Origin of the sequence: Methylocapsa polymorpha, assembly GCF_045689225.1 — a bacterium.
GTDB classification, from domain to species: Bacteria; Pseudomonadota; Alphaproteobacteria; order Rhizobiales; family Beijerinckiaceae; genus Methylocapsa; species Methylocapsa polymorpha.
Genome location: NZ_CP136862.1, coordinates 2,489,679 through 2,513,227, shown reverse-complemented (window position 1 = coordinate 2,513,227; position 23,549 = coordinate 2,489,679). Strand labels below are relative to the sequence as shown.

Here is a 23,549-nt window from a genome sequence, read left to right as displayed (position 1 = left end):
GTCAGGCTCAACCCTTCATCATGTTGATGTCTTCGACCGCGATGGAGCCGCGGTTGCGATAATAGGTGACGAGAATGGCGAGCCCGATCGCCGCTTCGGCCGCGGCGACGGTCAGGATGAACAGCGCGAAGACCTGACCGGTGAGGTCCCCGAGAAAGGCCGAGAAGGCGACGAGGTTGATGTTGACCGAAAGAAGGATCAGCTCGACCGACATCAGGACCACAATGATATTCTTGCGGTTCAGGATGATGCCGGCGACGCCGAGCGTGAACAGGATGGCCGCGACGACCAGAAATTGGGTAAGCGAGATCGTCATTATCTTCTCCTCGCGACGGCGCGTTGCAACGCCCGCCTCAAACGCCCTGCCTCGACGCGACTTTGCGGATTTCGACGGCCTCAGCGGGGGTCCGCGCGTTCTGGATCGCGACATTCTGGCGCTTCACGCCGACCTTGTGGCGCAACGTCAAGACGATGGCGCCGATCATGGCGGTCAGCAAAATGAGCCCCGCCGCCTGGAACAGATAGACATATTGCGTATACAAGACGCGGCCGAGCGCCAGGGTGTTCGTCATGCCGGGCGGAATAGGCGTGGTGACATTCGCGATCGAGGCCGATCCAAGCGACCAGGCGCCGACGACCAGGACGAGCTCGACAAGGACCACGATCCCGATCGTTCCGCCGATCGGCAAATATTGCAGAAACCCTTGCTTGAACTCGGCGAAATCGACGTCGAGCATCATGACGACGAAGAGAAACAGGACGGCCACCGCACCGACATAGACGACGACGAGAATCATCGCCAGAAATTCCGCGCCGAGCAGGAGAAACAATCCCGCCGCATTGAAAAAGGCGAGGATCAGAAAGAGCACGGAATGCACGGGATTGCGCGACGAAATCACCATGAAGGCGGCAGCGATCATGACCGCTGAAAACAGATAGAAGAACAGCGCCGCAACATTCATCGCCTAACCCCGTCGGTGGTGCGTCCCTCTCTTATTGAGAGCGGCCAGGTAAAATGGTTCCGTCTTTCGCTCGCAGCTTGACCGATCAATCGGCCAGCCGTTCTATGCCCATGCGAGGCGCAAAGCCGCAGCGCATCGACGGCCGGACCGCGCCATGCGGAAAGCGGATAGCCGATCGAGGATATCGGAGGAGAGGCGCTCACCGGTAAGGCGCATCGAGCGCGATGTTGCGGGCGATCTCGCGCTCCCATCGCGCCCCGTTCTCGAGGAGCCGGTTCTTATCGTAATAGAGCTCCTCGCGAGTCTCGACGGCGAATTCCGCATTCGGCCCTTCGACGATGGCGTCGACCGGACAGGCCTCCTGACAGAATCCGCAGTAGATGCACTTGACCATGTCAATGTCGTAACGCGTGGTGCGGCGGGTGCCGTCATTGCGGCGTGGTCCCGCTTCGATCGTGATCGCCTGAGCCGGACAGATCGCCTCGCAGAGCTTGCAGGCGATGCAGCGCTCCTCGCCATTGGGATAACGGCGCAGGGCATGTTCGCCGCGATAACGCGGCGACTGCGGGTTTTTCTCATGCGGATAATTCAGCGTCGGCTTCGGCTTGAAGAAATAGCGCATGGAAAGCACGAAAGCTCCGACGAATTCCGTCAGAAAAACCGCCTTGGCTGACTGGTCGAGTTTCATGGTCTAGTCCTCGGAAGCCGACGTCATTGCGCCATGCCCGCGCCCCATCCGGTGATCTCGAGAACACCGGCGACGAGGATCACCATGACGAGGGAAATCGGCAAAAACACCTTCCAGCCGAGCCGCATGAGCTGGTCGTAGCGATACCGCGGCACAAAGGCTTTCACCATGGCGAACATGAAGAAAACCGCTGAAACCTTCAAAATAAACCAGATGGCTCCAGGGACCTCGGTGAAAGGCCAATAGGGAAGCGGCGAGAGCCAGCCGCCGAGAAACAGGATCGTCGTCAGCGCGCACATGGTGATGATCGCCACATATTCGGCGAGCATGAAAAGCATGTAGGGCGTTGACGAATATTCGACCATGAAGCCTGCGACGAGCTCCGACTCGGCCTCGACGAGATCGAACGGCGGGCGGTTCGTCTCGGCAAGAGCCGAAATGAAGAAAATGACGAACATCGGGAACAGCGGCAGCCAGTACCAGCCGAGAAGCCCGAAGCGCGTGTCCTGCGCATTCACGATATCGCCGAGATTGAGGCTGCCGGCGCAGAGCAATACGGTGATGATGACGAAGCCGATCGAGACTTCATAGGAAATCATCTGCGCCGCCGAGCGCAGCGCGGAAAGAAACGGATATTTCGAATTCGAAGCCCAGCCGCCCATGATGATCCCATAGACGCTGAGCGAAGAAATCGCGAAAATATAAAGAATGCCGACATTGATGTCGGCGATCGCCCAGCCGTCGCTTATGGGTATGACGGCCCAGGCGGCAAGCGAGAGCATGCCCATGACGAAGGGGGCGAGCAGAAACACGCCTTTGTTCGCGCCGTCCGGTATCACCGGCTCCTTGCAGACGAACTTGAGCATGTCCGCGAAGCTTTGAAAAAGCCCCCAGGGACCGACCACATTCGGGCCGCGCCGCAATTGAACCGCCGCCCAGATCTTGCGATCGGCATAGAGGACATAGGCGATAAAGATCAGAAGGATGACGAGCAAGGCGACGCTCTTCACGACCGTGAGAAGCAAAGGCCCCATCCAAGCAATAAGAGTCATGGGCTTCTACTCCGCCGCCTGTCGCGCGAGATCGAGAGCGAGCGCCGAGCATTCCGCCATCACCGCGGAGGCGCGCGCGATCGGGTTGGTCAAATAGAAATCGGCGACCGGCGAAACGAAGGGCGCGCTATTTTGCGTTGCGCCGCTCGCAATGAGCTTCTCCGCATCCAAGGCGTCGCCGGCTGCGATCTGATCGAGCTTTGCGAAATGCGGATGCGCTGCGTAGAGGCGCGCCCGCAAGCCTTTCAGTGAATCGAACGGCAATCTTTGCCCGAGCACATCGGATAGGGCGCGCAGGATCGCCCAATCCTCGCGCGCGTCGCCGGGCGGAAAATTGGCGCGATCCGCCAATTGCACGCGCCCCTCCGTATTGACGTAAGTGCCGGATTTCTCGGTGTAGGTCGCGCCCGGCAGGATGACGTCGGCGCGGGCGGCGCCGCGGTCGCCATGGGTCCCTTGATAGATCACGAAGGCGCCGGGTTCGATGGCGATCTCGTCGGCCCCGAGATTGAAGAGAACGTCGAGCGCGCCGCTCTTCGCCATGGCCTGAGCGTCGAGGCCGCCCTGGCGCGGCGCGAAGCCGAGATCGAGTCCGCCAACGCGAGACGCCGCCGTGTGCAGGACCGACAGACCGTTCCAGCCGTCCTTGACGCCGCCGAGCGAAACCGCCGCCTTAACCGCGAGCGCGAATATGGCGAATCCATCGTCGCGCGCCAGAGCGCCCTGCCCGACCAAGAAGAGCGGTTTCTCCATCTTGGCTGACGGATGCTCGACGAGATTCGCAAGCGTCTCCGGGCCGGCTCCAAGATAATTATAGTCGTAAGTTAGATCAGCCCTTTCGCCGATGACGCCAATCGGGAAGCCGCCTCTAAGCCAGCGCTTGCGGATCCGCGCATTCAGCACCGGCGCCTCCCGGCGCGGATTGGAGCCTATGATGATCAAGCCGTCCGCTTGATCTATGCCGGCGATCGTCGGGTTGAATATATAGCTCGCGCGGCCGAACCTCGGATCGAGCTTCGCGCCATCCTGGCGGCAGTCGAGAGAATGGGCGTCCAGCTTTTCAAGCAAGGACTGCAAGGCGAACATCTCTTCGACGGCGCAAAGATCGCCGGCGATTGCGCCAATCCGCTCGGGCGACGTTGCTTTGACCTTGGCGGCGATCAGGGCGAAGGCTTCCTGCCAGGAGGCTACGCGCAATTTGCCGTTTTCGCGCACATAAGGGCGGTCCAGGCGCTTCGTTTTCAGGCCATCGACGATCTGGCGAGCCTTGTCGGAAATCCACTCCTCGTTCACGGAATCATTAATGCGCGGCAGGATCCGCATCACCTCGCGTCCGCGCGTGTCGATGCGGATCGCCGAGCCAAGGGCGTCCATGACGTCGATCGACTCGGTCTTGACGAGCTCCCACGGCCGCGCCTTGAAGGAATAGGGCTTGGGCAGAAGCGCGCCGACCGGGCAGAGATCGGCGACATTGCCTTGCAGCTCCGAACTCATCGCCGTTTCGAGATAGGTCGTGATCTCCATGTCCTCGCCGCGTCCGATCGCGCCGAGATCGCCGGTGCCGGCGACTTCCGCCGTGAAGCGCACGCAGCGGGTGCAATGGATGCAGCGGTTCATCGAGGTGCGCACGAGCGGCCCGATATATTTGTCCTCGACCGCGCGCTTGTTCTCGGCGTAGCGCGAGGAATCGAAGCCGAAGGCGATCGCCTGATCCTGCAGATCGCATTCGCCGCCCTGATCGCAGATCGGGCAATCGAGAGGGTGATTGATGAGCAGGAACTCCATCACCCCTTCGCGCGCCTTTTTCACCATCGGCGATTTGGTGAGAACGACAGGCGGTTCGCCATTGGGCCCGGGGCGCAGATCGCGCACGGCCACGGCGCAGGACGCCGAAGGCTTGGGCGGGCCGCCCTTCACTTCGACAAGGCACATGCGGCAGTTGCCGGCGATCGACAGCCGCTCATGAAAGCAAAAGCGCGGTATCTCTGCGCCTGCCTCTTCGCAGGCCTGCAGCAGCGTATATTCGGGAGGAACGTCGACCTCTACGCCGTCAACGATGAGTCTGCTCATGCCATTTCCTCAGTGCGACATTTGAGGAGATCAAGACGCCGCAAATATTCGAAGATGAGATTTTCGGGCGCGTCCGCCATCGAGCCCCCTATTCAGCCGCGACGCCGAAACCAGTGACCGGCTCCGGATGCGGATTTGCGGCATATTCGTCGATGCGCCTTTCGATCTCATGACGGAAATGCCGGATGAGGCCCTGCACCGGCCATGCGGCCGCGTCGCCGAGCGCGCAGATCGTATGGCCTTCGATCTGGGTCGTGACTTCCAGCAGCAGGTCGATCTCGCGCTTATGGGCGCGGCCCTCGGCCATGCGGGAGACGACGCGCCAAAGCCAGCCGGTGCCCTCGCGACAGGGGGTGCATTGGCCGCAGCTCTCATGCTTGTAGAAATAGCTGAGCCTTGCGATCGCGCGAACGATATCGGTCGATTTATCCATCACGATCACGGCGGCCGTGCCGAGACCGGATTTAAGATCGCGCAAAGTGTCGAAATCCATCGCCGCGTCGATGATCTCATGCGCAGGAACAAGAGGCACCGAGGAGCCGCCGGGGATCACGGCGAGAAGATTGTCGGAGCCGCCTCGAACGCCGCCGCAATGCTTGTCGATCAGCTCCCGGAAGGGAATCGACATGGCCTCTTCGACATTGCAAGGCTTGTTGACATGGCCCGAGATGCAGAAAAGCTTGGTGCCGCTATTGTTCTTCGCGCCGAAGCCGGCGAACCAGGCGGCGCCGCGCCGGAGGATCGTCGGCGCGACGGCGATCGATTCGACATTGTTCACCGTCGTCGGGCAGCCGTAGAGGCCCATATTGGCCGGGAACGGCGGCTTCAGCCGCGGCATTCCTTTCTTGCCTTCGAGCGACTCGAGAAGGGCGGTCTCCTCGCCGCAAATGTAAGCGCCCGCGCCATGGTGCACGTAGATGTCGAACGGCCAGCCGTGGATATTATTCTCGCCGACGAGCTTCGCGGCGTAGGCCTGCTGGATCGCAGCCTCGAGGCGCTCCCGCTCGAGGATATATTCGCCCCGGATATAGATGTAGCAGGCATGCGCCTCCATCGCGAAACACGCGACGAAACAGCCCTCGATCAGAAGATGCGGATCATTGCGCATGATCTCCCGGTCCTTGCACGTGCCAGGCTCGGATTCATCCGCATTGACGACAAGATAGGAAGGGCGCGTCGGATCGGCCTTGGGCATGAAAGACCATTTGAGCCCGGTCGGGAAGCCGGCGCCGCCGCGCCCGCGCAAGCCCGACGCCTTCATCTCGGCGATGATCCAGTCCTTGCCCTTGTCGATCAGCTTCTTCGTATTGTCCCAGGCGCCGCGCGCGAGGGCGCCTTTAAGGCCCCAATCGCCGAAGCCGTAGAGATTCGTGAAGATGCGGTCTTTGTCCTCGAGCATCTTTTTCGGCCTTACGATTGCTTGAGATTGGGCGAGCTCAGCGGGCCGCTGCGCCCGTCGGCGCCATAGAGCGAGGTCAACGACGTCAACCTTCCCGCCGGCTCCGAGCTGACGCGGCCGGTCTGCGAGCCGGTCTTCACCTGTCGGCCGGCGGCGAGATCGTCGAGCAATTTCTCAAAATTCTCCGGCGTCAGATCCTCATAATAATCATCATTGATCTGGACCATCGGCGCATTGCAGCAGGCGCCGAGACATTCGACCTCCCGCCAGGAGAAATTGCCGTCCGCCGTCACTTGAGCCTCTTCACCCACACGCCGGCGCAAGACCGCCTTGATCTCGTCGGAGCCGGCGAGCAGACAGGGCGTAGTGCCGCAAAGCTGCACGTAGAACTTCCCGACCGGCGCGAGGTTGAACATCGTGTAGAAAGTCGCGACCTCGAGCACGCGGATATAGGGCATGCCAAGCCTGTTCGCGACCGCCTCGATCGCCGGCTTCGGCAGCCAATACTCATTCTGCTTTTGCGCCTGCCACAAAAGGGAGATGACCGCGGAAGCCTGCCGGTCTTCCGGGTATTTCTTCAAAACTTCTTCGGCGAACGCCTCGTTCTCTGGCGTGAAAGCGAAGGAGGAGGGTTGCTGATCGGCGAGCCGGCGGACGGACATGGATGCTTTACCCCACTAAATCGCATTGCGCGGCGAGGACGCGTCGGGACCGCGCGCCGCGCCGCCCCCAAGCGCAAGAGATAGCGGCCTCACCGGTCCACCTCGCCGAAAACGATGTCGATGGAGCCGAGGATGGCGCTGACGTCGGCCAGCATCGACTTGCGGCAAAGGAAATCCATCGCCGCGAGATGGGCGAAGCCCGGCGCCCTGATCTTGCAGCGATAGGGCTTGTCGGTGCCGTCGGAGACGAGATAGACGCCGAACTCGCCCTTGGGCGCCTCGACCGCGCTATAGACCTCGCCGGCCGGGACATGAAAGCCTTCCGTGTAGAGCTTGAAGTGCTGGATGAGCGCCTCCATCGAGCGCTTCATCTCTGCGCGGGACGGCGGCACGACCTTGCCGTGCTTGGCGGCGACAGGGCCCTGGCCGTCCCTGGTCGACAGCTTCTCGATGCACTGCTTCATGATGCGGACGGACTGGCGCATCTCCTCCATGCGAATGACCTGGCGGTCGTAATTGTCGCCATGGCGGCCAATCGGAATGTCGAAATCCATCTCCTCGTAACATTCATAGGGCTGCGCCTTGCGCAGGTCCCAGGCCGCGCCGGAGCCGCGCACCATCACGCCGGAAAAGCCCCAGCGCCAGCAATCTTCGAGGCTGACGATTCCGATGTCGACATTGCGCTGCTTGAAAATGCGATTGTCGATGAACAGCGCCTGCAGATCGTCGCAGGTTTTCAGGAAAGGATCGCACCAAGCGTAGATATCGTCGATGAGCTGCTTCGGAATGTCGAGATGCACGCCGCCGGGGCGAAAATAATTCGCATGCAGCCGTGCGCCGGAAGCGCGCTCATAGAAGACCATGAGCTTCTCGCGCTCCTCGAAGCCCCAAACCGGCGGCGTCAAGGCGCCGACGTCCAACGCTTGCGTGGTGATATTGAGAAGATGCGAAAGAATGCGCCCAATTTCGCAAAAGAGCACGCGCAGCAACTGGCCGCGCCGCGGCACTTCAAGCCCGAGCAATTTTTCGATCGCGAGACAGAAGGCATGCTCCTGGTTCATCGGCGCGACATAATCGAGCCGGTCGAAATAGGGCACATTCTGAAGATAGGTGCGGGCCTCCATCAGCTTTTCGGTGCCGCGATGAAGCAGGCCAATATGCGGATCGACGCGCTCGACGACTTCGCCGTCGAGCTCGAGGACGAGCCGCAAGACGCCATGCGCCGCCGGATGCTGCGGGCCAAAATTGATCGTGAAATTGCGGACGGGGTTGTCGCTCATGAGACGGACTTCAATCTGCCTTGGTCAATGCGGGCGATTCAATGCGGATTGTTCTTGGCCTTCTCGTCGCCGGGCAGGACATAGTCGATCGCGCCCTCCCAAGGCGAGAGGAAATCGAAACTGCGAAATTCCTGGGAAAGCTGAACCGGCTCGTAGACGACGCGCTTCTGCTCGTCGTCGTAGCGAACCTCGACATAGCCGGTCATCGGAAAATCCTTGCGCAGAGGATGTCCGTCGAACCCATAATCCGTCAACAGGCGCCGCAAATCAGGGTGGCCCGAGAAAAGAACGCCGAAAAGATCATAGGCCTCGCGCTCGAACCAATTGGCGGCCGGATAGAGACCCGAAAGCGAAGGGACCGGCGTTTCCTCGTCGGCCGCGACCTTGACGCGGATGCGGCGATTGTGCTTCGGCGACAGAAGATGTGTGACGACGTCGAAGCGCTTTTCGCGCACGGGATAGTCGACGGCGGTGAGATCGATGAAAGATATGAAGAGGCAAGTCGGATCGTCGCGGAGATAGCTAACGGCCTCGATCAGACGAGCCGACTCGACCGTCAAGGTGAGTTCGCCAAACGCGGTCGAAACCGCGCTGACCGCGCCCGGCAAAGCCGCCGCGATCGCATCGCCCAGTTGCTTCAGGTCGCTGTCCATCTCAACCCTTCCACTTCGCCGGCCGGCCTCGATCAAAAACCTGTGCGGCTCGGAGCATTTGCCCGAGGTGCGCCGCCCAGGCGCCCCCCGCCCCGCGTTATGTCTCAATTTTCTCGCCGCGAACCGGTTCGGCCGGCGCTGAGTGCTTCAGCGTTCGATCGTGCCGGTGCGGCGGATTTTCTTTTGCAGGAGCAATACGCCATAGACCAGCGCCTCCGCCGAAGGCGGGCAGCCGGGGACATAGATGTCCACAGGCACGATGCGATCGCAGCCGCGCACGACCGAATAGGAATAGTGATAATAGCCGCCGCCATTAGCGCAGGAGCCCATCGAGATGACGTAGCGCGGCTCCGGCATCTGATCATAGACCTTGCGCAGAGCTGGGGCCATCTTGTTGGTGAGCGTGCCGGCGACGATCATCACATCGGACTGCCGTGGCGAGCCCCGCGGGGCAAAGCCAAAACGCTCAAGATCGTAGCGCGGCATGGCGGCCTGCATCATCTCGACAGCGCAACAGGCGAGCCCGAAAGTCATCCACATGAGCGAGCCGGTGCGCGCCCAATTGATCAGCTCGTCGGTGGCGGTGACGATGAACCCTTTGTCCGCGAGCTGATCATTGATCGAAAGAAAATAGGGATCGTTCGCCGCAACCGGCTGCACAGAGCCGCCGCCAGCAGCGAGATCCTTCTGTTGCAGAGGGCTCAATCCCATTCGAGCGCACCCTTCTTCCATTCATAGATGAAGCCGATGGTGAGAACGCCGAGGAAGACGATCATCGACCAGAAGCCGAAGGCCCCGATCTGCCGAAAAGCCACAGCCCACGGGAACAGAAACGCCACTTCGAGATCAAAAATGATGAAAAGCAGAGACACCAGATAGAATCGCACATCGAAGGTCATGCGCGCGTCGTCGAAGGCGTTGAAACCGCATTCATAGGCCGAAAGCTTCTCTGCGTCAGGCGCCTTGAAGGCAAGCAGAAAAGGCGCGACGAGCAGAGCCGCCGAAATGACGGCGGAGACGGCCATGAAAATCACGAGCGGCAAATATTGGTCGAGAAGGCCTGGCATGATCTAGCTCGATCTGGACCGGCAAGGTCGGGGATGATTGGAAAGGCAAGAGGCGCGGCCGCTTGCGTCACCAGCGTGCGATGCCTATCGCAGTGCAACGGCCTACGCAAGATGAACTTTCAAGCTATTCTAAAGCGCCGCCGCCTTCTCGGCGATTGCGCGCATCGGGCGCGCCCGTCCGCGATTTTCGAGTTTTATGACGTCATAAATGCGCTTCAGCCAAACCAGCGCTCTGCGCCGCCCCCAAGGCGGCGAGTCAGCCTGAGTGCGACTGTCCTGCGGTAATGGCGAGAGAGACGGGGCTCGAACCCGCGACCTCCGGCGTGACAGGCCGGCGCTCTAACCAACTGAGCTACTCCCCCGCAAAGGCGGCGTCGAGGCGACCGCACCGGAGATGAGCCGGATAGGATAGGCGGGCGTCCAAGTCAAGCGAGAAGACGCCGCGCGCCTCTCGCGATTGATCGCGAAGGCCCCAAGGAACCCTCACGCTTTTTCCGCCCTTCTGCGCCTTGGCTTGGTCCGAACGCCGCAGAATTAGATGCGACGCGAAGCGTTTCGGCGTGAGGCCAAAAGCGACGCGTCGCCAAAGCTTGCGCCGCGCTCTGGTGGGCGGTGACGGGCTCGAACCGCCGACCCTCTCGGTGTAAACGAGATGCTCTACCAACTGAGCTAACCGCCCATAGCGCGGGACCGCCTGCGCCTTTGTCTCGACCCTCCAGCTAGGCGCGAATTAGGTCGCATACCGGATTTGCACCGTCAACGGCATTGATCGACGCCGCCCTCCATCTCAGGGGCGTCCTTTGCTCCGGCAAAGCCGACGACCCTTGCCACGCGCGGCAAAAGGCATGGGCCAAGCATGAAATCCGCGCGCCGAAGCAGATCAAGCCTCTTGCCTGGCGGATCTCGAACGAGAATGCCCACAGCAAAGCAAAAGGCCGCGAACCTTACGGTCGCGGCCTGGTTTGGCTCAACGCAAATTTGCGTCGAGCCAATAGTGTTTAGCGGGCGATGGCGCCCGCCTAGTGGGCGATGGCGCCCGACCCGTCCTCGTCGGTGGCGAGCGGCGCGACCGGCTTCGGCTCCTCCTCCCAGACGATAGGCGTCGGCTGGCGCACAAGCGCGTGCCGCAAGACTTCATCCATTCGCGCCACGGGCACGATTTCGAGCGCGTTTTTGACCGAGTTCGGAATATCGGCCAGATCCTTGGCGTTCTCCTCGGGAATGAGAACCTTCTTCAGGCCTCCCCGCAGAGCGGCGAGCAATTTTTCCTTGAGCCCGCCGATCGGCAGAACCCTGCCGCGCAAAGTGATCTCGCCGGTCATGGCGATGTCACGATGGATCGGAATGCCCGTCATGATCGAAACGATCGCGGTCGCCATTGCAACGCCCGCCGAAGGGCCGTCCTTGGGCGTAGCGCCTTCCGGGACGTGGACGTGGATGTCGCGCCGGTCGAAAACCGGCGGCTCGATCCCGAAATCGACCGCCCGCGAGCGGACATAGGAGGCCGCCGCCGAAATCGATTCCTTCATGACGTCGCGCAAGTTTCCGGTGACCGTCATGCGGCCCTTGCCGGGCATCATCACGCCTTCGATCGTCAGCAACTCGCCGCCGACTTCAGTCCAGGCGAGCCCGGTGACGACGCCGACCTGATCCTCGGTCTCCGCTTCGCCATAGCGGTATCGCGGCACGCCGAGGAAATCGGCCAAGTTCGTCTCGGTGATTGCGACGACCTTGGCGTTGTCGGTCAAGATCTGCTTCACCGCCTTGCGCGCGAGTTTCGACAGCTCCCGCTCAAGATTGCGGACGCCCGCCTCGCGCGTATACCGACGGATCATCATGATGAGACCGCCGTCATCAATCGACCATTCCTTCTCCGCAAGGCCGTGCTTCTTGAGCGCGGCGGGGATCAGATGGCGTCTTGCGATCTCGACCTTTTCATCCTCCGTGTAGCCGGCGATGCGGATGATCTCCATGCGGTCCATGAGGGGGGCCGGGATATTCAACGTATTCGCCGTCGTCACGAACATCACGTTCGACAAATCATAATCGACTTCGAGGTAATGATCGTTGAAAGAGTGGTTCTGCTCCGGATCGAGAACCTCGAGCAAAGCCGACGACGGGTCGCCGCGGAAATCCATCCCCATCTTGTCGATTTCGTCGAGCAGGAAAAGCGGGTTCGAGCTCTTCGCCTTGCGCATTGACTGGATGATCTTGCCCGGCATCGAGCCGATATAGGTCCGCCGATGGCCGCGAATTTCAGCTTCGTCGCGCACGCCGCCAAGCGACATGCGGACGAATTCGCGGCCTGTCGCCTTGGCGATCGACTTGCCGAGCGAGGTCTTGCCGACGCCGGGAGGACCGACGAGGCAAAGAATCGGGCCGGTCAACTTGTTCGCGCGGCTCTGCACAGCGAGATATTCGATGATGCGTTCTTTGACCTTCTCGAGACCGAAATGCTCGCTGTCGAGAACGTCTTCGGCGACATGGAGATCCTTCTTGACCTTGGAGCGCTTGTTCCAAGGGATCGAAAGCAGCCAATCGAGGTAATTGCGCACGACCGTGGCTTCCGCCGACATCGGCGACATCTGGCGCAATTTCTTCAATTCCGCCGTCGCCTTGTCGCGCGCCTCCTTGGAGAGCTTGGTCGTCTTGATGCGCTCGTCGATCTCGGCGAGATCGTCCTTGCCATCCTCGTCGCCAAGCTCCTTTTGGATCGCCTTCATCTGTTCGTTGAGATAATATTCGCGCTGGGTCTTCTCCATCTGGCGCTTGACCCGCGTGCGGATGCGCTTCTCGACCTGCAGAACCGAAATCTCGCTTTCCATGAGCGCCAGACATTTTTCCAGCCGCTTGGCGACCGAGAAGGTCTCAAGCACGGCCTGCTTGTCGGAGATCTTGACGGCGAGATGGGAAGCAATCGTGTCGGCGAGCTTGGCGTAATCCTCGATCTGCGTGACGGCGGCCACGACCTCCGGCGAAATCTTCTTGTTCAGCTTCACATAGCCTTCAAACTCGGCGACGACGGAGCGCGCGAGCGCCTCCACCTCGACCTTGTCGATCGGCTCATCGGCAATGGCTTCGGCGTCAGCTTCATAGAAATCATCGGTGCGCGTATAGCCATGCACTTTTGCGCGAACCTGCCCCTCGACGAGAACCTTGACCGTTCCGTCCGGAAGCTTCAGAAGCTGCAGAACCGACGCAAGCGTGCCGGTCGTGAAGATCGCCGCCGTCGCAGGATCATCATCCGACGCATTCATCTGGGTCGCGAGAAGAATGAGCTTGTCGGCCTTCATGACTTCTTCGAGCGCACGAATCGATTTCTCGCGGCCGACGAAAAGCGGCACGATCATATGCGGAAAAACGACGATGTCGCGCAGAGGAAGCACGGGATAGCTGTCGATCGCGCCCGGGAGAACAGGCTCTCGCTTCTGGGTCATTTTATCGTCCTATCTCGAAACGCGTTTCAATCTTTAGTTCGCCGGACGTCATGCAGGAACGCAGCTTTCGCAAATGTCTGGGGGCGTATTCGGCGCGTTGAAGAATTTTTGGCGTTGTCTTTAACCTTGCAAGACAGATGGAGATTTGCACTTCCCGATTCAAGCGCATGTTGCAACTCAAGAGACGGGGGAGGCGCGCAAGTTGATTACGGATCCGGCCCGCGTCCCTCTTTCGGCGTCACATCGCGCAAACGCTTCTTCAAGCGCTTGTGCCGCTCTTCTCGTTGCGGTCTGCATAAATATAGAGCGGACGCGATTTGCCCTCGACGACATCGGGACCGATGACGACCTGCTCGACGCTGTCGAGACCCGGAAGATCGAACATCGTGTCGAGCAGAATGCCTTCCATGATCGAGCGCAATCCGCGCGCGCCCGTGCGCCGCTCGATCGCTTTCTTGGCGACCACGTTAAGCGCTTCGTCCTGAAAGGTGAGCTCGGTATTTTCCATTTCGAACAGCCGCTGATATTGCTTCACCAGCGCGTTCTTCGGCTCGGTGAGAATCTTCTTCAGCGCCTCTTCGTCAAGATCCTCCAGCGTCGCGATGACCGGCAGTCTGCCGACGAATTCCGGGATGAGCCCGAATTTCAACAGATCCTCGGGCTCGACCTTGCGGAAGATTTCGCCGGTCCGGCGTTCGTCGGGCGCCTGCACCGTCGCGCTGAATCCGATCGAGCTGGTCTTGCCGCGCGTCGAGATGATTTTCTCGAGCCCGGCGAAGGCGCCGCCGCAAATGAAAAGGATATTCGTGGTGTCGACCTGCAGGAACTCCTGCTGAGGATGCTTGCGCCCTCCCTGCGGCGGCACCGACGCGACAGTGCCCTCCATGATCTTCAAAAGGGCCTGCTGGACGCCTTCGCCCGAAACGTCGCGGGTGATCGACGGATTGTCGGATTTGCGCGAGATCTTGTCGATCTCGTCGATATAGACGATCCCGCGCTGCGCCCTCTCGACGTTGTAATCGGAGGCCTGGAGAAGCTTCAAGATGATGTTTTCGACATCTTCGCCGACATATCCCGCCTCGGTCAGCGTCGTCGCGTCGGCCATGGTGAAGGGAACGTCGAGAATGCGCGCCAATGTCTGGGCGAGCAGGGTCTTGCCGGACCCCGTCGGGCCGATCAGCAGGATGTTCGACTTCGCCAGTTCGACGTCGTTATGCTTGGTGGCGTGATTGAGCCGCTTATAGTGATTGTGGACGGCGACCGACAGCACCCGCTTGGCCTGCGGCTGCCCGATCACGTAATCGTCCAGCACCTTGCAGATTTCCTTCGGCGTCGGAATTCCATCGCGGCTCTTCACGAGAGAGGACTTGTTCTCCTCCCGAATAATATCCATGCAAAGCTCGACGCATTCGTCGCAGATGAAGACAGTCGGGCCGGCAATCAGCTTGCGGACCTCGTGCTGGCTCTTGCCGCAAAACGAGCAATAGAGCGTGTTTTTCGCGTCACCGCCGCCGACCTTGGTCATGGATAGTCTCCGTAACGGCCGCGGTTATGTGCGAACCCCGGCCATGCTGAGTTTTCTAGCGGCTTTAAGAATCGTCCGACTCTCTAACCACGCGTCGGCGGATCCGCACACGAACCAGCCTCTTGTCTTATTCCGGCCCCGTTCTCCCCAGAAACTGCGCCCAGACAGCGAAATGCAATCATGTTCGCGCCGCCGAAGCAAGACCCAGACGCCGCGAAAGGGCTTCAGCGCTTTTCCCGTCACGCCGCCGCAACATATTAACGTTACGATCCCTCGGCTAGGTCGGTTCGCTTGGAAGCGCCCCATCCTTAGAAGCAAGACAGGCGCCAGCAAACCGATTTCACAGCCGGGTCAAGACGAGTCTAGGCCCCGCATCCTAGTCCCTACGCCGTCGGCGAGGGCCTTCGACCCGCGCCGCCACCCGCCCCAAGCTTGGTCGCGACCGACTCGCTCAGGCGGCGCGCCTTCTTCCAAGATTATGCTGGCCTTCGCCGATTAAAAAATCGGCAAAGTCCGGCATTCGAGTTCATTTGCCTTCCGCAGCCGAAGATTCGTCCGGCCGCTTGAGCCACACATGGTCCACGATCCCGAATTCCTTTGACTCGTCCGCCGACATGAAATGGTCGCGGTCGAGCGTGTTTTCGATCGTGTCATAATCCCGGCCGGTATGCTTGACGTAGATGTCATTCAGCCGCTTCTTGACCTTCATAATATCCTCGGCATGGCGAAGAATATCGGAAGCCTGCCCCTGGAAGCCGCCGGAAGGCTGGTGCACCATGATGCGCGCGTTCGGCAAAGCGTAGCGGCAATTCGCCTCCCCGGCGCAAAGGAGGAGCGATCCCATCGAGGCGGCCTGCCCGACGCAGACCGTCCAAACCTTCGGCTTGATGAACTGCATCGTGTCATAGATCGCCAGGCCCGCCGTCACGACGCCGCCCGGCGAATTAATGTACATATTGATTTCCTTCTTCGGGTTTTCCGCCTCGAGGAAGAGCAACTCGGCAATGATCACCGAGGCCATATGGTCCTCGACGGGGCCGGTGAGGAAAATGATGCGTTCGCGCAAGAGACGCGAATAAATGTCGAAGCCGCGCTCGCCGCGGCTCGTGTTTTCGATGACCTGGGGAATCAAATAATTTGCGTAGATTTCAAGCGGGTCGCGGTCGCGCATGTCGGGTTTTTCCTTGTGCTGAAAGCTTGCGTCGCAAAAAGCAGGCCGATCCGGGTGTTGCTGGCGACCCTCGCCGTCGAAAGATAATGGCTCCTTACGCGTTCGCAATGATTTCCCGCAAACGCGCCGTGTTTTCCATTTGTGGGGGTTAAGGTCCTGACGAACGCGGCCGAACTTTCATCAGACCGGCGAAGCCTCGTCCTCCGCCTCCTCCGCGTCTTCATCGGCAATCTTCAAAAGATCGTCCTTCGAGACCTTCTTATCCGTCACCTTGATCAGGCCAATGATGTGGTCGACGACTTTTTCCTCGAAAAGCGGCGCCCTGATCTCGGCTAAGGCCTGGGGATTCTTGCGATAATAATCCCACACGATTTTTTCTTGGCCGGGGAAGGACCGGGCCCGCTCGATCAAGGCCTGGCTGACCTCCTCGTCGGAAATCTTGACCCCAGCCTTTTCGCCAATCTCCGCCAGGAGAAGGCCGAGACGCACGCGGCGCTCGGCGATCTTTTGGTAGTCGGAGCGAGCGGCCTCTTCCGTCGTTCCTTCATCCTCATAGCTGCGGCCGCTGCGGCTCTGCTCCGCTTCGACTTTCCGCCAGACCGTATCGAACTCCTGCGCCACGAGCCCCTCGGGAAGGTCGAACGCATATTTCTTGTCCAGCGCGTCGAGAAGCGCGCGCTTCCATTTGCGGCGAGACGCCGCGTCATAGTCTCGCTCGATATTCGACCTGATCGAGTCCTTCAGCTTGGCGAGGTCCTCCAGCCCGAAAGCCTTCGCCAAATCATCGTCGATCTTGACCTCCGCCGGGGCGGCTACGCTTTTGAGCGTCACGTCGAAAGCAGCGGCCTTGCCTGCGAGCGCAGCCGAAGCGTAATTCTCCGGAAATGTGAGCGAGAGAGTCCGGCTTTCGCCAATCTTCATGCCTTCGACTTGCGCTTCGAAGCCTGGAATGAAGCGGCCGGAGCCGAGCACGACGTCAACGTCCTGGCCTGCCCCGCCCTCGAAAGGCTCGCCGTCGATCTTGCCGACGAAGTCCAGCGTGACCTTGTCGCCGTTTTCTGCGATCGCGGCGTCGCCTTCCTTCGCCGCATAAGTACGATTCTGCTCGGCGAGCCGGTTCAAGACCTCGTCGATCTCCGCCTCGCCGACATCGGCGACGAGACGCTCGATCTCGATGTCGTCGAAGCCGCCGACCTCGATCTTCGGCAGAAGCTCGAGCGCTACGGTGAAAGCAAAATCGGCTTGCGCCTCGAAGGCTTTCTCAAGCTCGTCCTTTTCTCCCGCGAAGTCGATCTTGGGCTCGAGAGCCAGACGCAGCGCATTATCCTCGACGATCTTGCGATGGGCTTCGTTGACGGCTTCCTGGACGACATCGGCCATGATCGAACGGCCATAGAGACGCTTCAGATGCGCCACCGGCACCTTGCCCGGGCGAAATCCATTGATGCGCGCCTTGGCCTGCACCTCGGCGAGCTGGCCTTCGAGGCGGGTCGCGAGATCGGCGGCCGGCAGCACCACCTTGAATTCACGCTTGAGGCCCTGCGCGAGGGTTTCGGTGACTTGCATATGAACTTGAACCTTTTCGACTGCGTCGCTTCTTGAATTAAACGCCTTGAATTAAACGCCCGACAAGGCCCCACATCGGCGGCGGCCAGGGCTTCAGCAGGAGGGCGCGGCGCAAAGCCCGAGGTCTGGTGCGGGCGGAGGGACTCGAACCCCCACGATTTTCACCACCGGAACCTAAATCCGGCGCGTCTACCAGTTCCGCCACGCCCGCGACCCGCCGGTTGAAAGGCGTCCGCTCTCTATATCCCACTTTCCTTCCGGCTCTATAGCAACCGCATCAGCCGGATGCAGCAAAAAAGTGGGGCGCTCTTGCGCCGAAGGAGCCGCGGGACCCAAAGGCGATCAATTGGAGCCGTCGTTAAGCGATCGGCGCAGATCAATAGAGCTGGCGTCCCGAATAAAGCTCCGCCAGCGGACCCAGCGCGAGCGCCGGGAAGAAGGTGAGAGCTCCAAGAATCAGCACCGTGCCGACGATCAGAAAGACGAATAGCATTCCATCGGTCGGCAGGGTCCCGGCCGAGATCGGGACCCTCTTCTTCGCGGCGAGCGACCCGGCGATTGCAAGCACCGGAACGATGACGAGAAAGCGTCCGCTCAGCATCGCCAAGGCCAATGTCAGGTTGAAGAAAGGCGTATTGGCGCTCAGTCCCGCAAAGGCGCTGCCATTAGTCGCCGCGGCGGACGTATAGGCGTAAAGCAATTCCGAAAAGCCGTGCGGACCGGCGTTGGACAATCCTGCAAGACCGGCGGGCACAACTGCCGCGATCGAGGTCAAGAAGAGAATTGTCGCTGGAACGACGAGCAGCGCCAAGACGGCCATCTTCACCTCGGCCGATTCGATTTTGTTGCCGAGATATTCCGGCGTGCGGCCAACCATCAGTCCGGCGACAAAGACGGCGACCAAGGCATAGAGCAGCATTCCAAACAGACCGGAGCCGGGAGCGCCGACGATCACCTCGTCCATCATCATATTGGCCATCAGCATGCCGCCGCCAAGCGGTGTGAAGCTGTCATGCATGGCGTTGACGGCGCCATCCGATGAAGTCGTGGCGACATTTGCGAAAAGCGCCGAGCCGGCGACGCCAAATCGAACTTCCTTGCCTTCCATATTGCCGCCGGCCTGGAGCGGCCCCGCCGCCTGGTCGACGCCAAGCGAGGCGAAATGCGAATTGCCCGAGGCCTCGGCAAAATAGACGACGCAAAGGCCTGCGGCGAACAGCGCGACCATCGCGCCGAACAGGCTCCAGCCTTGTCGCTCGTCGCCGACCATGCGGCCGAACGTGTTGGTCAGAGCCCCGCCGATCAGAAAAATCAGCAGGATTTCAACCAGATTTGTGAGCGCCGTCGGATTCTCGAAGGGATGCGCCGAATTGGCGTTGAAGAAACCGCCGCCGTCTCCGCTCAAGAGCTTGATCGCCTCCTGCGAGGCGACCGGCCCGCGCGAGATCAACTGCACCGCGCCTTCCAAGCCCGCCGCCTCGACTGAGCCGCCAAGCGTTTGCGGCGCGCCTTGCCACGCGAGAAACAACGCGCCGATCACGGCGAGCGGCAATAAGACATAGAGGGTGGCGCGGGAGACATCGACCCAGGCGTTCCCGATGCCCGCCGCACCGTGGCGGGCGAAGCCGCGCGTCATAGCGATCGCAACCGCGACGCCGGTCGCCGCCGAGAGAAAAGATTGGACCGTGACGCCGGCCATCTGGCTGAAGTAACCAAGCGTCGTCTCTCCCCCATAAGACTGCCAGCTCGTATTCGTGACGAAGCTCACGGCGGTATTGAAGGCGAGGTCCGCCGCCATCGGCCCGAAGCGCTGCGGATTGAGCGGCAACACGTCTTGAAAAAACAGGATGGCGAAAAGCAGAATTATGCCGACAAAATTGAAGGCCAGCAGGGCTACCGCATAGTTGAGCCAGTTTTGCTCGCTTTTGGGATCGACGCCGGCCATCCGAAAGAAGCCGCATTCGAGCCATCCGACGAACCATATTGACGCAGGGCCTCCCGTGAAGACCCAGGCCATGTAGCCGCCGAGAGGCTTGATCGTCAGGCCGAGGAGCAGGGCGAAGAGAAGAATCAGGAGCCAGCCATGCAGCGTCACGCGTCGCGCCCTCGAACGGATCGAGCCGCGCAAAGCTGCACGACGCCAGGGGCAAAATCCGCAGCAAGGCCCAAGCGCGTCGTTTGAACAAGCGGCGCAATGAGCTTTCGGGGCATGACCCGATCCTGCGACGTCATTGATAAATCCTGCAAAGGTCCCTGAGACATGCGAGCAAGCGCCATGGCGCATATAATATCAATAGCGCGGATCAATTGGACGGGCCGCCAGCGGCTTGCCGAGTTAACTTGCCAAGTCGGCTTGGGCTGTCGATAAAGCCGTGCGCAAGGCCATGCGATTCTATCCGCCTTAATCCCAAAGCGATTTATCGGCTGACGGCGCGGCTTGTCCGACTTGCATCGCCGCTGCGTAGCGCCTCCCTCCCCTCAAGAACCCGCCCGACAGAGCTACAGGATATTATGCCCCCGAGCCGGACCATCAGCCGCCGTCGCTTTCTTGGCTCCACCCTGGCCGCAAGCCTCGCAACCTTGCCGGCGCGCAGCGAGACAAAGCCAGCCGCACAAGACGGATTCCGCATTCTTGAAGCACGCGAAGGTTTGCTGCGCCTCCAACCAGAGCCAGCCGCCGAGACCGCCGTTTGGGGGTATGACGGCAACGTCCCCGGCCCGCTTTTGCGGATCAAGAAAGGCGAGGAGGTGAAGGTCCGGCTCGTCAATAAGCTATCGCAGCCGACGAGCCTCTCCTGGCATGGCGTGCGGATCGCCAACGCCATGGACGGCGTCTCCGGCCTGACGCAAAAGCCCATCCCGCCCGGCGGAAGTTTCGATTATCGCTTCACGCCGCCCGATAGCGGCCTCTACTGGTATCATCCGCATATCCTGCCATGGCAGGCCGAGCAGCTCGGCCGCGGCCTTTATGGCGTTTTGATCGTGGACGAGCCCCAGCCGCCTCGCGTGGACTGCGACATGCTCGTCGTGCTGGACGATTGGAAGCTCGATGAAAATGCCCAAATAGTCGGCGATTTTGGCTCCGCCGCCGACGCGCTGGGCGCCGGCCGCATTGGGCCGCACGTGACCCTCAACTCGCAGCCGGTTCCGGTCATGGAGGCGCTGCCGCCGCTGTCGCGCGTGCGCCTGCGGATCGTGAGCGCGGTCAATGCGCGGATCATGCTAATTACCTTCAACGGCGTGAAACCCTGGATCCTGGCGGTCGACGGCCAACCCTGCGACGCTTTCGAACCCGTTCGGCGGACGATCCCGATCGGTCCCGGCGCGCGATTCGACGTCATGCTTGATCTTCCCGCCGAGGCGGCCGCGGAAGCGAATTTGACCCTGCGCGGCGATAACGAGCCCGATCGCGTGCTCCTCGCCTTCAAGACTGCGGGGGAAGCGCGTGGCCTATTGCCGCCAATCGCCTCGCTCGAGCAAAATCCGCTTTTGCCGGCCGCGATCAAGCTGCAAAGCGCGCGCAAGGTCGACATAGTCATCGAGCCAATCGCCAAATCCGGCGAGACTCCGGTCGCCCCCGCGTCCGGCCGACAGCTCTATTGGAAGCTGAACGGCGTCGCCTCGGACGGATTTGGGCCGACGCCGTTGTTTTCGGTCAAGCGCGGCGCGGCGGTGACCTTGGGCCTTGTCAACCGCACGGGCTTCGTTCAGCAGATCCATGTTCACGGGCATCACATGCGGCTCCTGCACGATCTCGACGATGGATGGGAGCCTTACTGGCGCGACTCCGTGCTCGTGCCGGAAGGCAAGACCAAGCATGTCGCCTTCGTCGCCGACAATCCGGGCAAATGGGCGATCGAATGCTTGATGGCGGAGCGCCAGGCGACCGGAATGGCGACCTGGTTCGAGGTGACGTGAAGCGAGATCAAGGCTCTCCGCCGCCGGGGGCGCCGGCCAAGGCGGACTTTCGCACCGGAGTTCTGCACGAGGTAAGTCCGAGGATCAAGTTCGTGGTACGAAAATCTTGATTTTTGCAAGCGCCCATTCCATTGCAAGCAATCCATTAAGCCTTGAATTGCGAGTATTGAAATGGCGGCGACGGCAGTAGAGGCAATCAATCATTTCATCAAAGCCAGAGGCTTTCGAGAAGGGGAGACCTTTTTATTCGCGTCTCTGCAAATCCGCTATCCGCACCAAGACGAGTTGCGCGCCGTTTTGAAGCAGATGGGCGAAGATGGCGTGATCGAAAACGCCTCTGAAGGCTCTTACAAAATGACGATGGCCGGATATGTCAAATTCTTTGGCTCGCCGCCGTCGGAAGACGATACGATCAAGGCGATCATGACCGAAATCGGCACGCGCGGCATCACGATCGGAAAATCATTCATTTGGGCGCCCGTGCAAGAGAGCCTGGTCCTCAAACGCTTTCGCGACGGCGACCTCAAACCAGCTTTGGAAAAAATCCTGACGAACCGCTGGCTGGAAAATGCCTCAATGCCAGGTTTCTACAGGCTGACGGACGCTGGTTTTACGGCACTCAACTCCGACAACGCCGAGTAGCGAAGACCTTACCCTGGGGTGGCAAAGCCACCGTTTCGAAGGGGGATTGCAGCTCGGCGTCATGCTCCAGGATCGTTTCTCGCTTTGCGCAGTCTCGCCCAATAGGCCAGCCGCTCCTGGAGGTCGCGTTCAAAGCCGCGGCCAGTCGGCGCATAAAGCTTCCGCCGGCCGAGCGCGTCCGGCCAGTAACTCTGGCCCGAGAACGCGTCGGGCTCGTCATGATCATAGGCGTAGCCCGCGCCATAGCCCTCGCTCTTCATGAGCTTCGTCGGCGCATTGAGAATCACTTTGGGCGGCGGTAATGATCCGTGTTCCTTGGCGAGCCGCGCCGCGCTCTTGAACGCCATATAGGCGGCGTTCGATTTCGGCGCGGTCGCGACATAGATCACGGCATTGGCGATCGCGAGCTCCCCCTCGGGCGAGCCCAAAAAATCATAGGCGTCCTTGGCCGCATTGGCGACGACCAGCGCCTGCGGGTCGGCGAGGCCAATATCCTCGACCGCCATTCGCACCACCCGCCGCGCCAGAAATAAGGGATCCTCGCCGGCGTCGAACATGCGCGCGAGGTAATAGAGCGCCGCGTCCGGGTCAGATCCGCGCACCGATTTATGCAGCGCGCTGATGAGATTGTAATGGCCTTCCTGCGCCTTGTCATAGATCGGCGCGCGCCGCTGCACGATCGCCGCAAGCGTCGCCGCATCGCAGATCTCGCCCGGCGCTGTGGCCCGCCAGACTTCCTCGGCGAGGGTCAGCGCGGCGCGGCCGTCGCCATCGGCCATGCGCACCAGCGCAAATCGGGCGGATTCATCGAGCGGCAAGGGCTTGCCTTCGAACGCCTCGGCCCGCGCCAGCATTTTCTCGATCGCCTCCGCGTCGAGCGGTCGGAAAATCAGCACGCTCGCCCGCGACAGCAGCGCCGCGTTGAGCTCGAAACTCGGATTTTCGGTCGTCGCGCCGATCAGCGTGACCGAGCCGTCCTCCATGACCGGGAGAAAACTATCCTGCTGCGCCCGGTTGAAGCGATGAACCTCGTCAACGAAAAGCAAGGTCCCCCGTCCGGCCGCGCGCCTGCCCCGCGCCTCCTCGAAGATCTTTTTCAGATCGTTGACGCCGGAAAATATCGCCGAAATCTGGACGAAGGCGAATTTGGTCTCATGCGCGAGAAGACGCGCAACCGTCGTCTTGCCGGTCCCCGGAGGCCCCCAGAAAATCAGGCTGCCCAGAGAGCCCGAGGCAATACGCCTGGTCAGCGCGCCGTCCGGTCCGACAAGATGATCCTGGCCGACCACTTCGGCGAGGCTTTTCGGGCGCAGACGATCGGCAAGCGGCTGCGGCGCTTGTTTTTCGAGACCGGCGGCGGCGAAAAGATCAGTCATGCTGCGTTGAAATCTGGGCTTCGCGGGGCGTAAAGTCCAGCCGGCCCAAGAAAACCGCGTCGGGCGCTCAACAGCGCAGAA

The 23,549-nt window shown here is 60.9% G+C and carries 19 protein-coding genes and 3 tRNA genes; 2 read left to right on the top strand and 20 right to left on the bottom strand.

Annotated elements, in window-relative coordinates:
* Window positions 1-7: 7 nt before the first annotated feature.
* The 19 genes from nuoK to kdpA form a co-directional block, all read right to left on the bottom strand.
* Entirely contained in the window at window positions 8-316 is a 309-nt protein-coding gene (nuoK, locus tag RZS28_RS11575) for an NADH-quinone oxidoreductase subunit NuoK (RefSeq protein WP_407337901.1), read from the bottom strand.
* 37 nt (window positions 317-353) lie between these two features.
* Window positions 354-962, bottom strand: coding sequence for an NADH-quinone oxidoreductase subunit J (locus RZS28_RS11570; protein ID WP_407337900.1), 609 nt, complete (start codon window positions 960-962; stop codon window positions 354-356).
* A 199-nt stretch (window positions 963-1,161) separates the two neighbouring features.
* Entirely contained in the window at window positions 1,162-1,650 is a 489-nt protein-coding gene (gene nuoI / locus RZS28_RS11565; protein ID WP_407337899.1) for an NADH-quinone oxidoreductase subunit NuoI, read from the bottom strand.
* Between the two features lie 23 nt (window positions 1,651-1,673).
* Window positions 1,674-2,702 (bottom strand): NADH-quinone oxidoreductase subunit NuoH, encoded by a 1,029-nt coding sequence (gene nuoH / locus RZS28_RS11560; protein ID WP_407337898.1) that lies wholly within the window; start codon window positions 2,700-2,702, stop codon window positions 1,674-1,676.
* 6 nt (window positions 2,703-2,708) lie between these two features.
* Window positions 2,709-4,772 (bottom strand): NADH-quinone oxidoreductase subunit NuoG, encoded by a 2,064-nt coding sequence (gene nuoG / locus RZS28_RS11555; protein WP_407337897.1) that lies wholly within the window; start codon window positions 4,770-4,772, stop codon window positions 2,709-2,711.
* A gap of 88 nt (window positions 4,773-4,860) precedes the next feature.
* Window positions 4,861-6,171, bottom strand: coding sequence for an NADH-quinone oxidoreductase subunit NuoF (gene nuoF, locus RZS28_RS11550; protein WP_407337896.1), 1,311 nt, complete (start codon window positions 6,169-6,171; stop codon window positions 4,861-4,863).
* 11 nt (window positions 6,172-6,182) lie between these two features.
* A complete protein-coding gene (gene nuoE / locus RZS28_RS11545; protein WP_407337895.1) occupies window positions 6,183-6,833 on the bottom strand; it encodes an NADH-quinone oxidoreductase subunit NuoE in 651 nt (216 codons plus the stop codon).
* A gap of 89 nt (window positions 6,834-6,922) precedes the next feature.
* Complete coding sequence (locus tag RZS28_RS11540; protein WP_407337894.1) at window positions 6,923-8,113, bottom strand: NADH-quinone oxidoreductase subunit D; 1,191 nt, start codon at window positions 8,111-8,113, stop codon at window positions 6,923-6,925.
* 38 nt (window positions 8,114-8,151) lie between these two features.
* The gene (locus RZS28_RS11535; RefSeq protein WP_407337893.1) at window positions 8,152-8,766 is read right to left on the bottom strand and encodes an NADH-quinone oxidoreductase subunit C; all 615 of its coding nucleotides are present in this window, start codon (window positions 8,764-8,766) and stop codon (window positions 8,152-8,154) included.
* A gap of 147 nt (window positions 8,767-8,913) precedes the next feature.
* Window positions 8,914-9,477 (bottom strand): NuoB/complex I 20 kDa subunit family protein, encoded by a 564-nt coding sequence (locus RZS28_RS11530; RefSeq protein WP_407337892.1) that lies wholly within the window; start codon window positions 9,475-9,477, stop codon window positions 8,914-8,916.
* A complete protein-coding gene (locus RZS28_RS11525; RefSeq protein ID WP_407337891.1) occupies window positions 9,468-9,833 on the bottom strand; it encodes an NADH-quinone oxidoreductase subunit A in 366 nt (121 codons plus the stop codon). Before RZS28_RS11525 ends, RZS28_RS11530 begins: the two co-directional genes overlap by 10 nt.
* A gap of 285 nt (window positions 9,834-10,118) precedes the next feature.
* Window positions 10,119-10,195 (bottom strand) — tRNA-Asp (locus tag RZS28_RS11520).
* A 241-nt stretch (window positions 10,196-10,436) separates the two neighbouring features.
* Window positions 10,437-10,512: transfer RNA gene (locus tag RZS28_RS11515), tRNA-Val, on the bottom strand.
* Window positions 10,513-10,852: 340 nt separating this feature from the next.
* Window positions 10,853-13,270, bottom strand: coding sequence for an endopeptidase La (lon, locus tag RZS28_RS11510; RefSeq protein WP_407337890.1), 2,418 nt, complete (start codon window positions 13,268-13,270; stop codon window positions 10,853-10,855).
* Between the two features lie 259 nt (window positions 13,271-13,529).
* Complete coding sequence (gene clpX, locus RZS28_RS11505; RefSeq protein WP_407337889.1) at window positions 13,530-14,795, bottom strand: ATP-dependent Clp protease ATP-binding subunit ClpX; 1,266 nt, start codon at window positions 14,793-14,795, stop codon at window positions 13,530-13,532.
* Between the two features lie 526 nt (window positions 14,796-15,321).
* Window positions 15,322-15,966, bottom strand: coding sequence for an ATP-dependent Clp protease proteolytic subunit (locus RZS28_RS11500; protein WP_407337888.1), 645 nt, complete (start codon window positions 15,964-15,966; stop codon window positions 15,322-15,324).
* Window positions 15,967-16,146: 180 nt separating this feature from the next.
* The gene (gene tig, locus RZS28_RS11495; protein ID WP_407337887.1) at window positions 16,147-17,532 is read right to left on the bottom strand and encodes a trigger factor; all 1,386 of its coding nucleotides are present in this window, start codon (window positions 17,530-17,532) and stop codon (window positions 16,147-16,149) included.
* A gap of 126 nt (window positions 17,533-17,658) precedes the next feature.
* Window positions 17,659-17,743, bottom strand: a tRNA-Leu gene (locus tag RZS28_RS11490).
* Between the two features lie 165 nt (window positions 17,744-17,908).
* A complete protein-coding gene (gene kdpA / locus RZS28_RS11485) occupies window positions 17,909-19,627 on the bottom strand; it encodes a potassium-transporting ATPase subunit KdpA (protein WP_407337886.1) in 1,719 nt (572 codons plus the stop codon).
* A 416-nt stretch (window positions 19,628-20,043) separates the two neighbouring features.
* Between kdpA and RZS28_RS11480 the strand changes: the two genes are divergently transcribed.
* Window positions 20,044-21,450, top strand: coding sequence for a multicopper oxidase family protein (locus tag RZS28_RS11480; protein ID WP_407337885.1), 1,407 nt, complete (start codon window positions 20,044-20,046; stop codon window positions 21,448-21,450).
* Window positions 21,451-21,621: 171 nt separating this feature from the next.
* Entirely contained in the window at window positions 21,622-22,092 is a 471-nt protein-coding gene (locus tag RZS28_RS11475; protein WP_407337884.1) for a hypothetical protein, read from the top strand.
* Window positions 22,093-22,151: 59 nt separating this feature from the next.
* Here the strand turns inward: RZS28_RS11475 and RZS28_RS11470 are convergent, their stop codons facing one another.
* Window positions 22,152-23,468: a replication-associated recombination protein A gene (locus tag RZS28_RS11470; protein ID WP_407337883.1), complete on the bottom strand. Its 1,317-nt coding sequence runs from the start codon at window positions 23,466-23,468 to the stop codon at window positions 22,152-22,154.
* Window positions 23,469-23,549 lie beyond the last annotated feature (81 nt).

Excerpts from the sequence above, each read along its gene's own strand:
- RZS28_RS11530 (WP_407337892.1), bottom strand. The coding sequence starts at position 9,477 with ATGGGATTGAGCCCTCTGCAACAGAAGGATCTCGCTGCTGGCGGCGGC.
- nuoH (WP_407337898.1), bottom strand. The coding sequence starts at position 2,702 with ATGACTCTTATTGCTTGGATGGGGCCTTTGCTTCTCACGGTCGTGAAG.
- RZS28_RS11500 (WP_407337888.1), bottom strand. The coding sequence starts at position 15,966 with ATGCGCGACCGCGACCCGCTTGAAATCTACGCAAATTATTTGATTCCC.
- RZS28_RS11480 (WP_407337885.1), top strand. The coding sequence starts at position 20,044 with ATGCCCCCGAGCCGGACCATCAGCCGCCGTCGCTTTCTTGGCTCCACC.
- tig (WP_407337887.1), bottom strand. The coding sequence starts at position 17,532 with ATGCAAGTCACCGAAACCCTCGCGCAGGGCCTCAAGCGTGAATTCAAG.
- nuoF (WP_407337896.1), bottom strand. The coding sequence starts at position 6,171 with ATGCTCGAGGACAAAGACCGCATCTTCACGAATCTCTACGGCTTCGGC.
- clpX (WP_407337889.1), bottom strand. The coding sequence starts at position 14,795 with ATGACCAAGGTCGGCGGCGGTGACGCGAAAAACACGCTCTATTGCTCG.
- nuoE (WP_407337895.1), bottom strand. The coding sequence starts at position 6,833 with ATGTCCGTCCGCCGGCTCGCCGATCAGCAACCCTCCTCCTTCGCTTTC.
- nuoG (WP_407337897.1), bottom strand. The coding sequence starts at position 4,772 with ATGAGCAGACTCATCGTTGACGGCGTAGAGGTCGACGTTCCTCCCGAA.
- RZS28_RS11535 (WP_407337893.1), bottom strand. The coding sequence starts at position 8,766 with ATGGACAGCGACCTGAAGCAACTGGGCGATGCGATCGCGGCGGCTTTG.
- RZS28_RS11540 (WP_407337894.1), bottom strand. The coding sequence starts at position 8,113 with ATGAGCGACAACCCCGTCCGCAATTTCACGATCAATTTTGGCCCGCAG.
- lon (WP_407337890.1), bottom strand. The coding sequence starts at position 13,270 with ATGACCCAGAAGCGAGAGCCTGTTCTCCCGGGCGCGATCGACAGCTAT.
- RZS28_RS11475 (WP_407337884.1), top strand. The coding sequence starts at position 21,622 with ATGGCGGCGACGGCAGTAGAGGCAATCAATCATTTCATCAAAGCCAGA.
- nuoI (WP_407337899.1), bottom strand. The coding sequence starts at position 1,650 with ATGAAACTCGACCAGTCAGCCAAGGCGGTTTTTCTGACGGAATTCGTC.
- nuoK (WP_407337901.1), bottom strand. The coding sequence starts at position 316 with ATGACGATCTCGCTTACCCAATTTCTGGTCGTCGCGGCCATCCTGTTC.
- RZS28_RS11470 (WP_407337883.1), bottom strand. The coding sequence starts at position 23,468 with ATGACTGATCTTTTCGCCGCCGCCGGTCTCGAAAAACAAGCGCCGCAG.
- RZS28_RS11525 (WP_407337891.1), bottom strand. The coding sequence starts at position 9,833 with ATGCCAGGCCTTCTCGACCAATATTTGCCGCTCGTGATTTTCATGGCC.
- RZS28_RS11570 (WP_407337900.1), bottom strand. The coding sequence starts at position 962 with ATGAATGTTGCGGCGCTGTTCTTCTATCTGTTTTCAGCGGTCATGATC.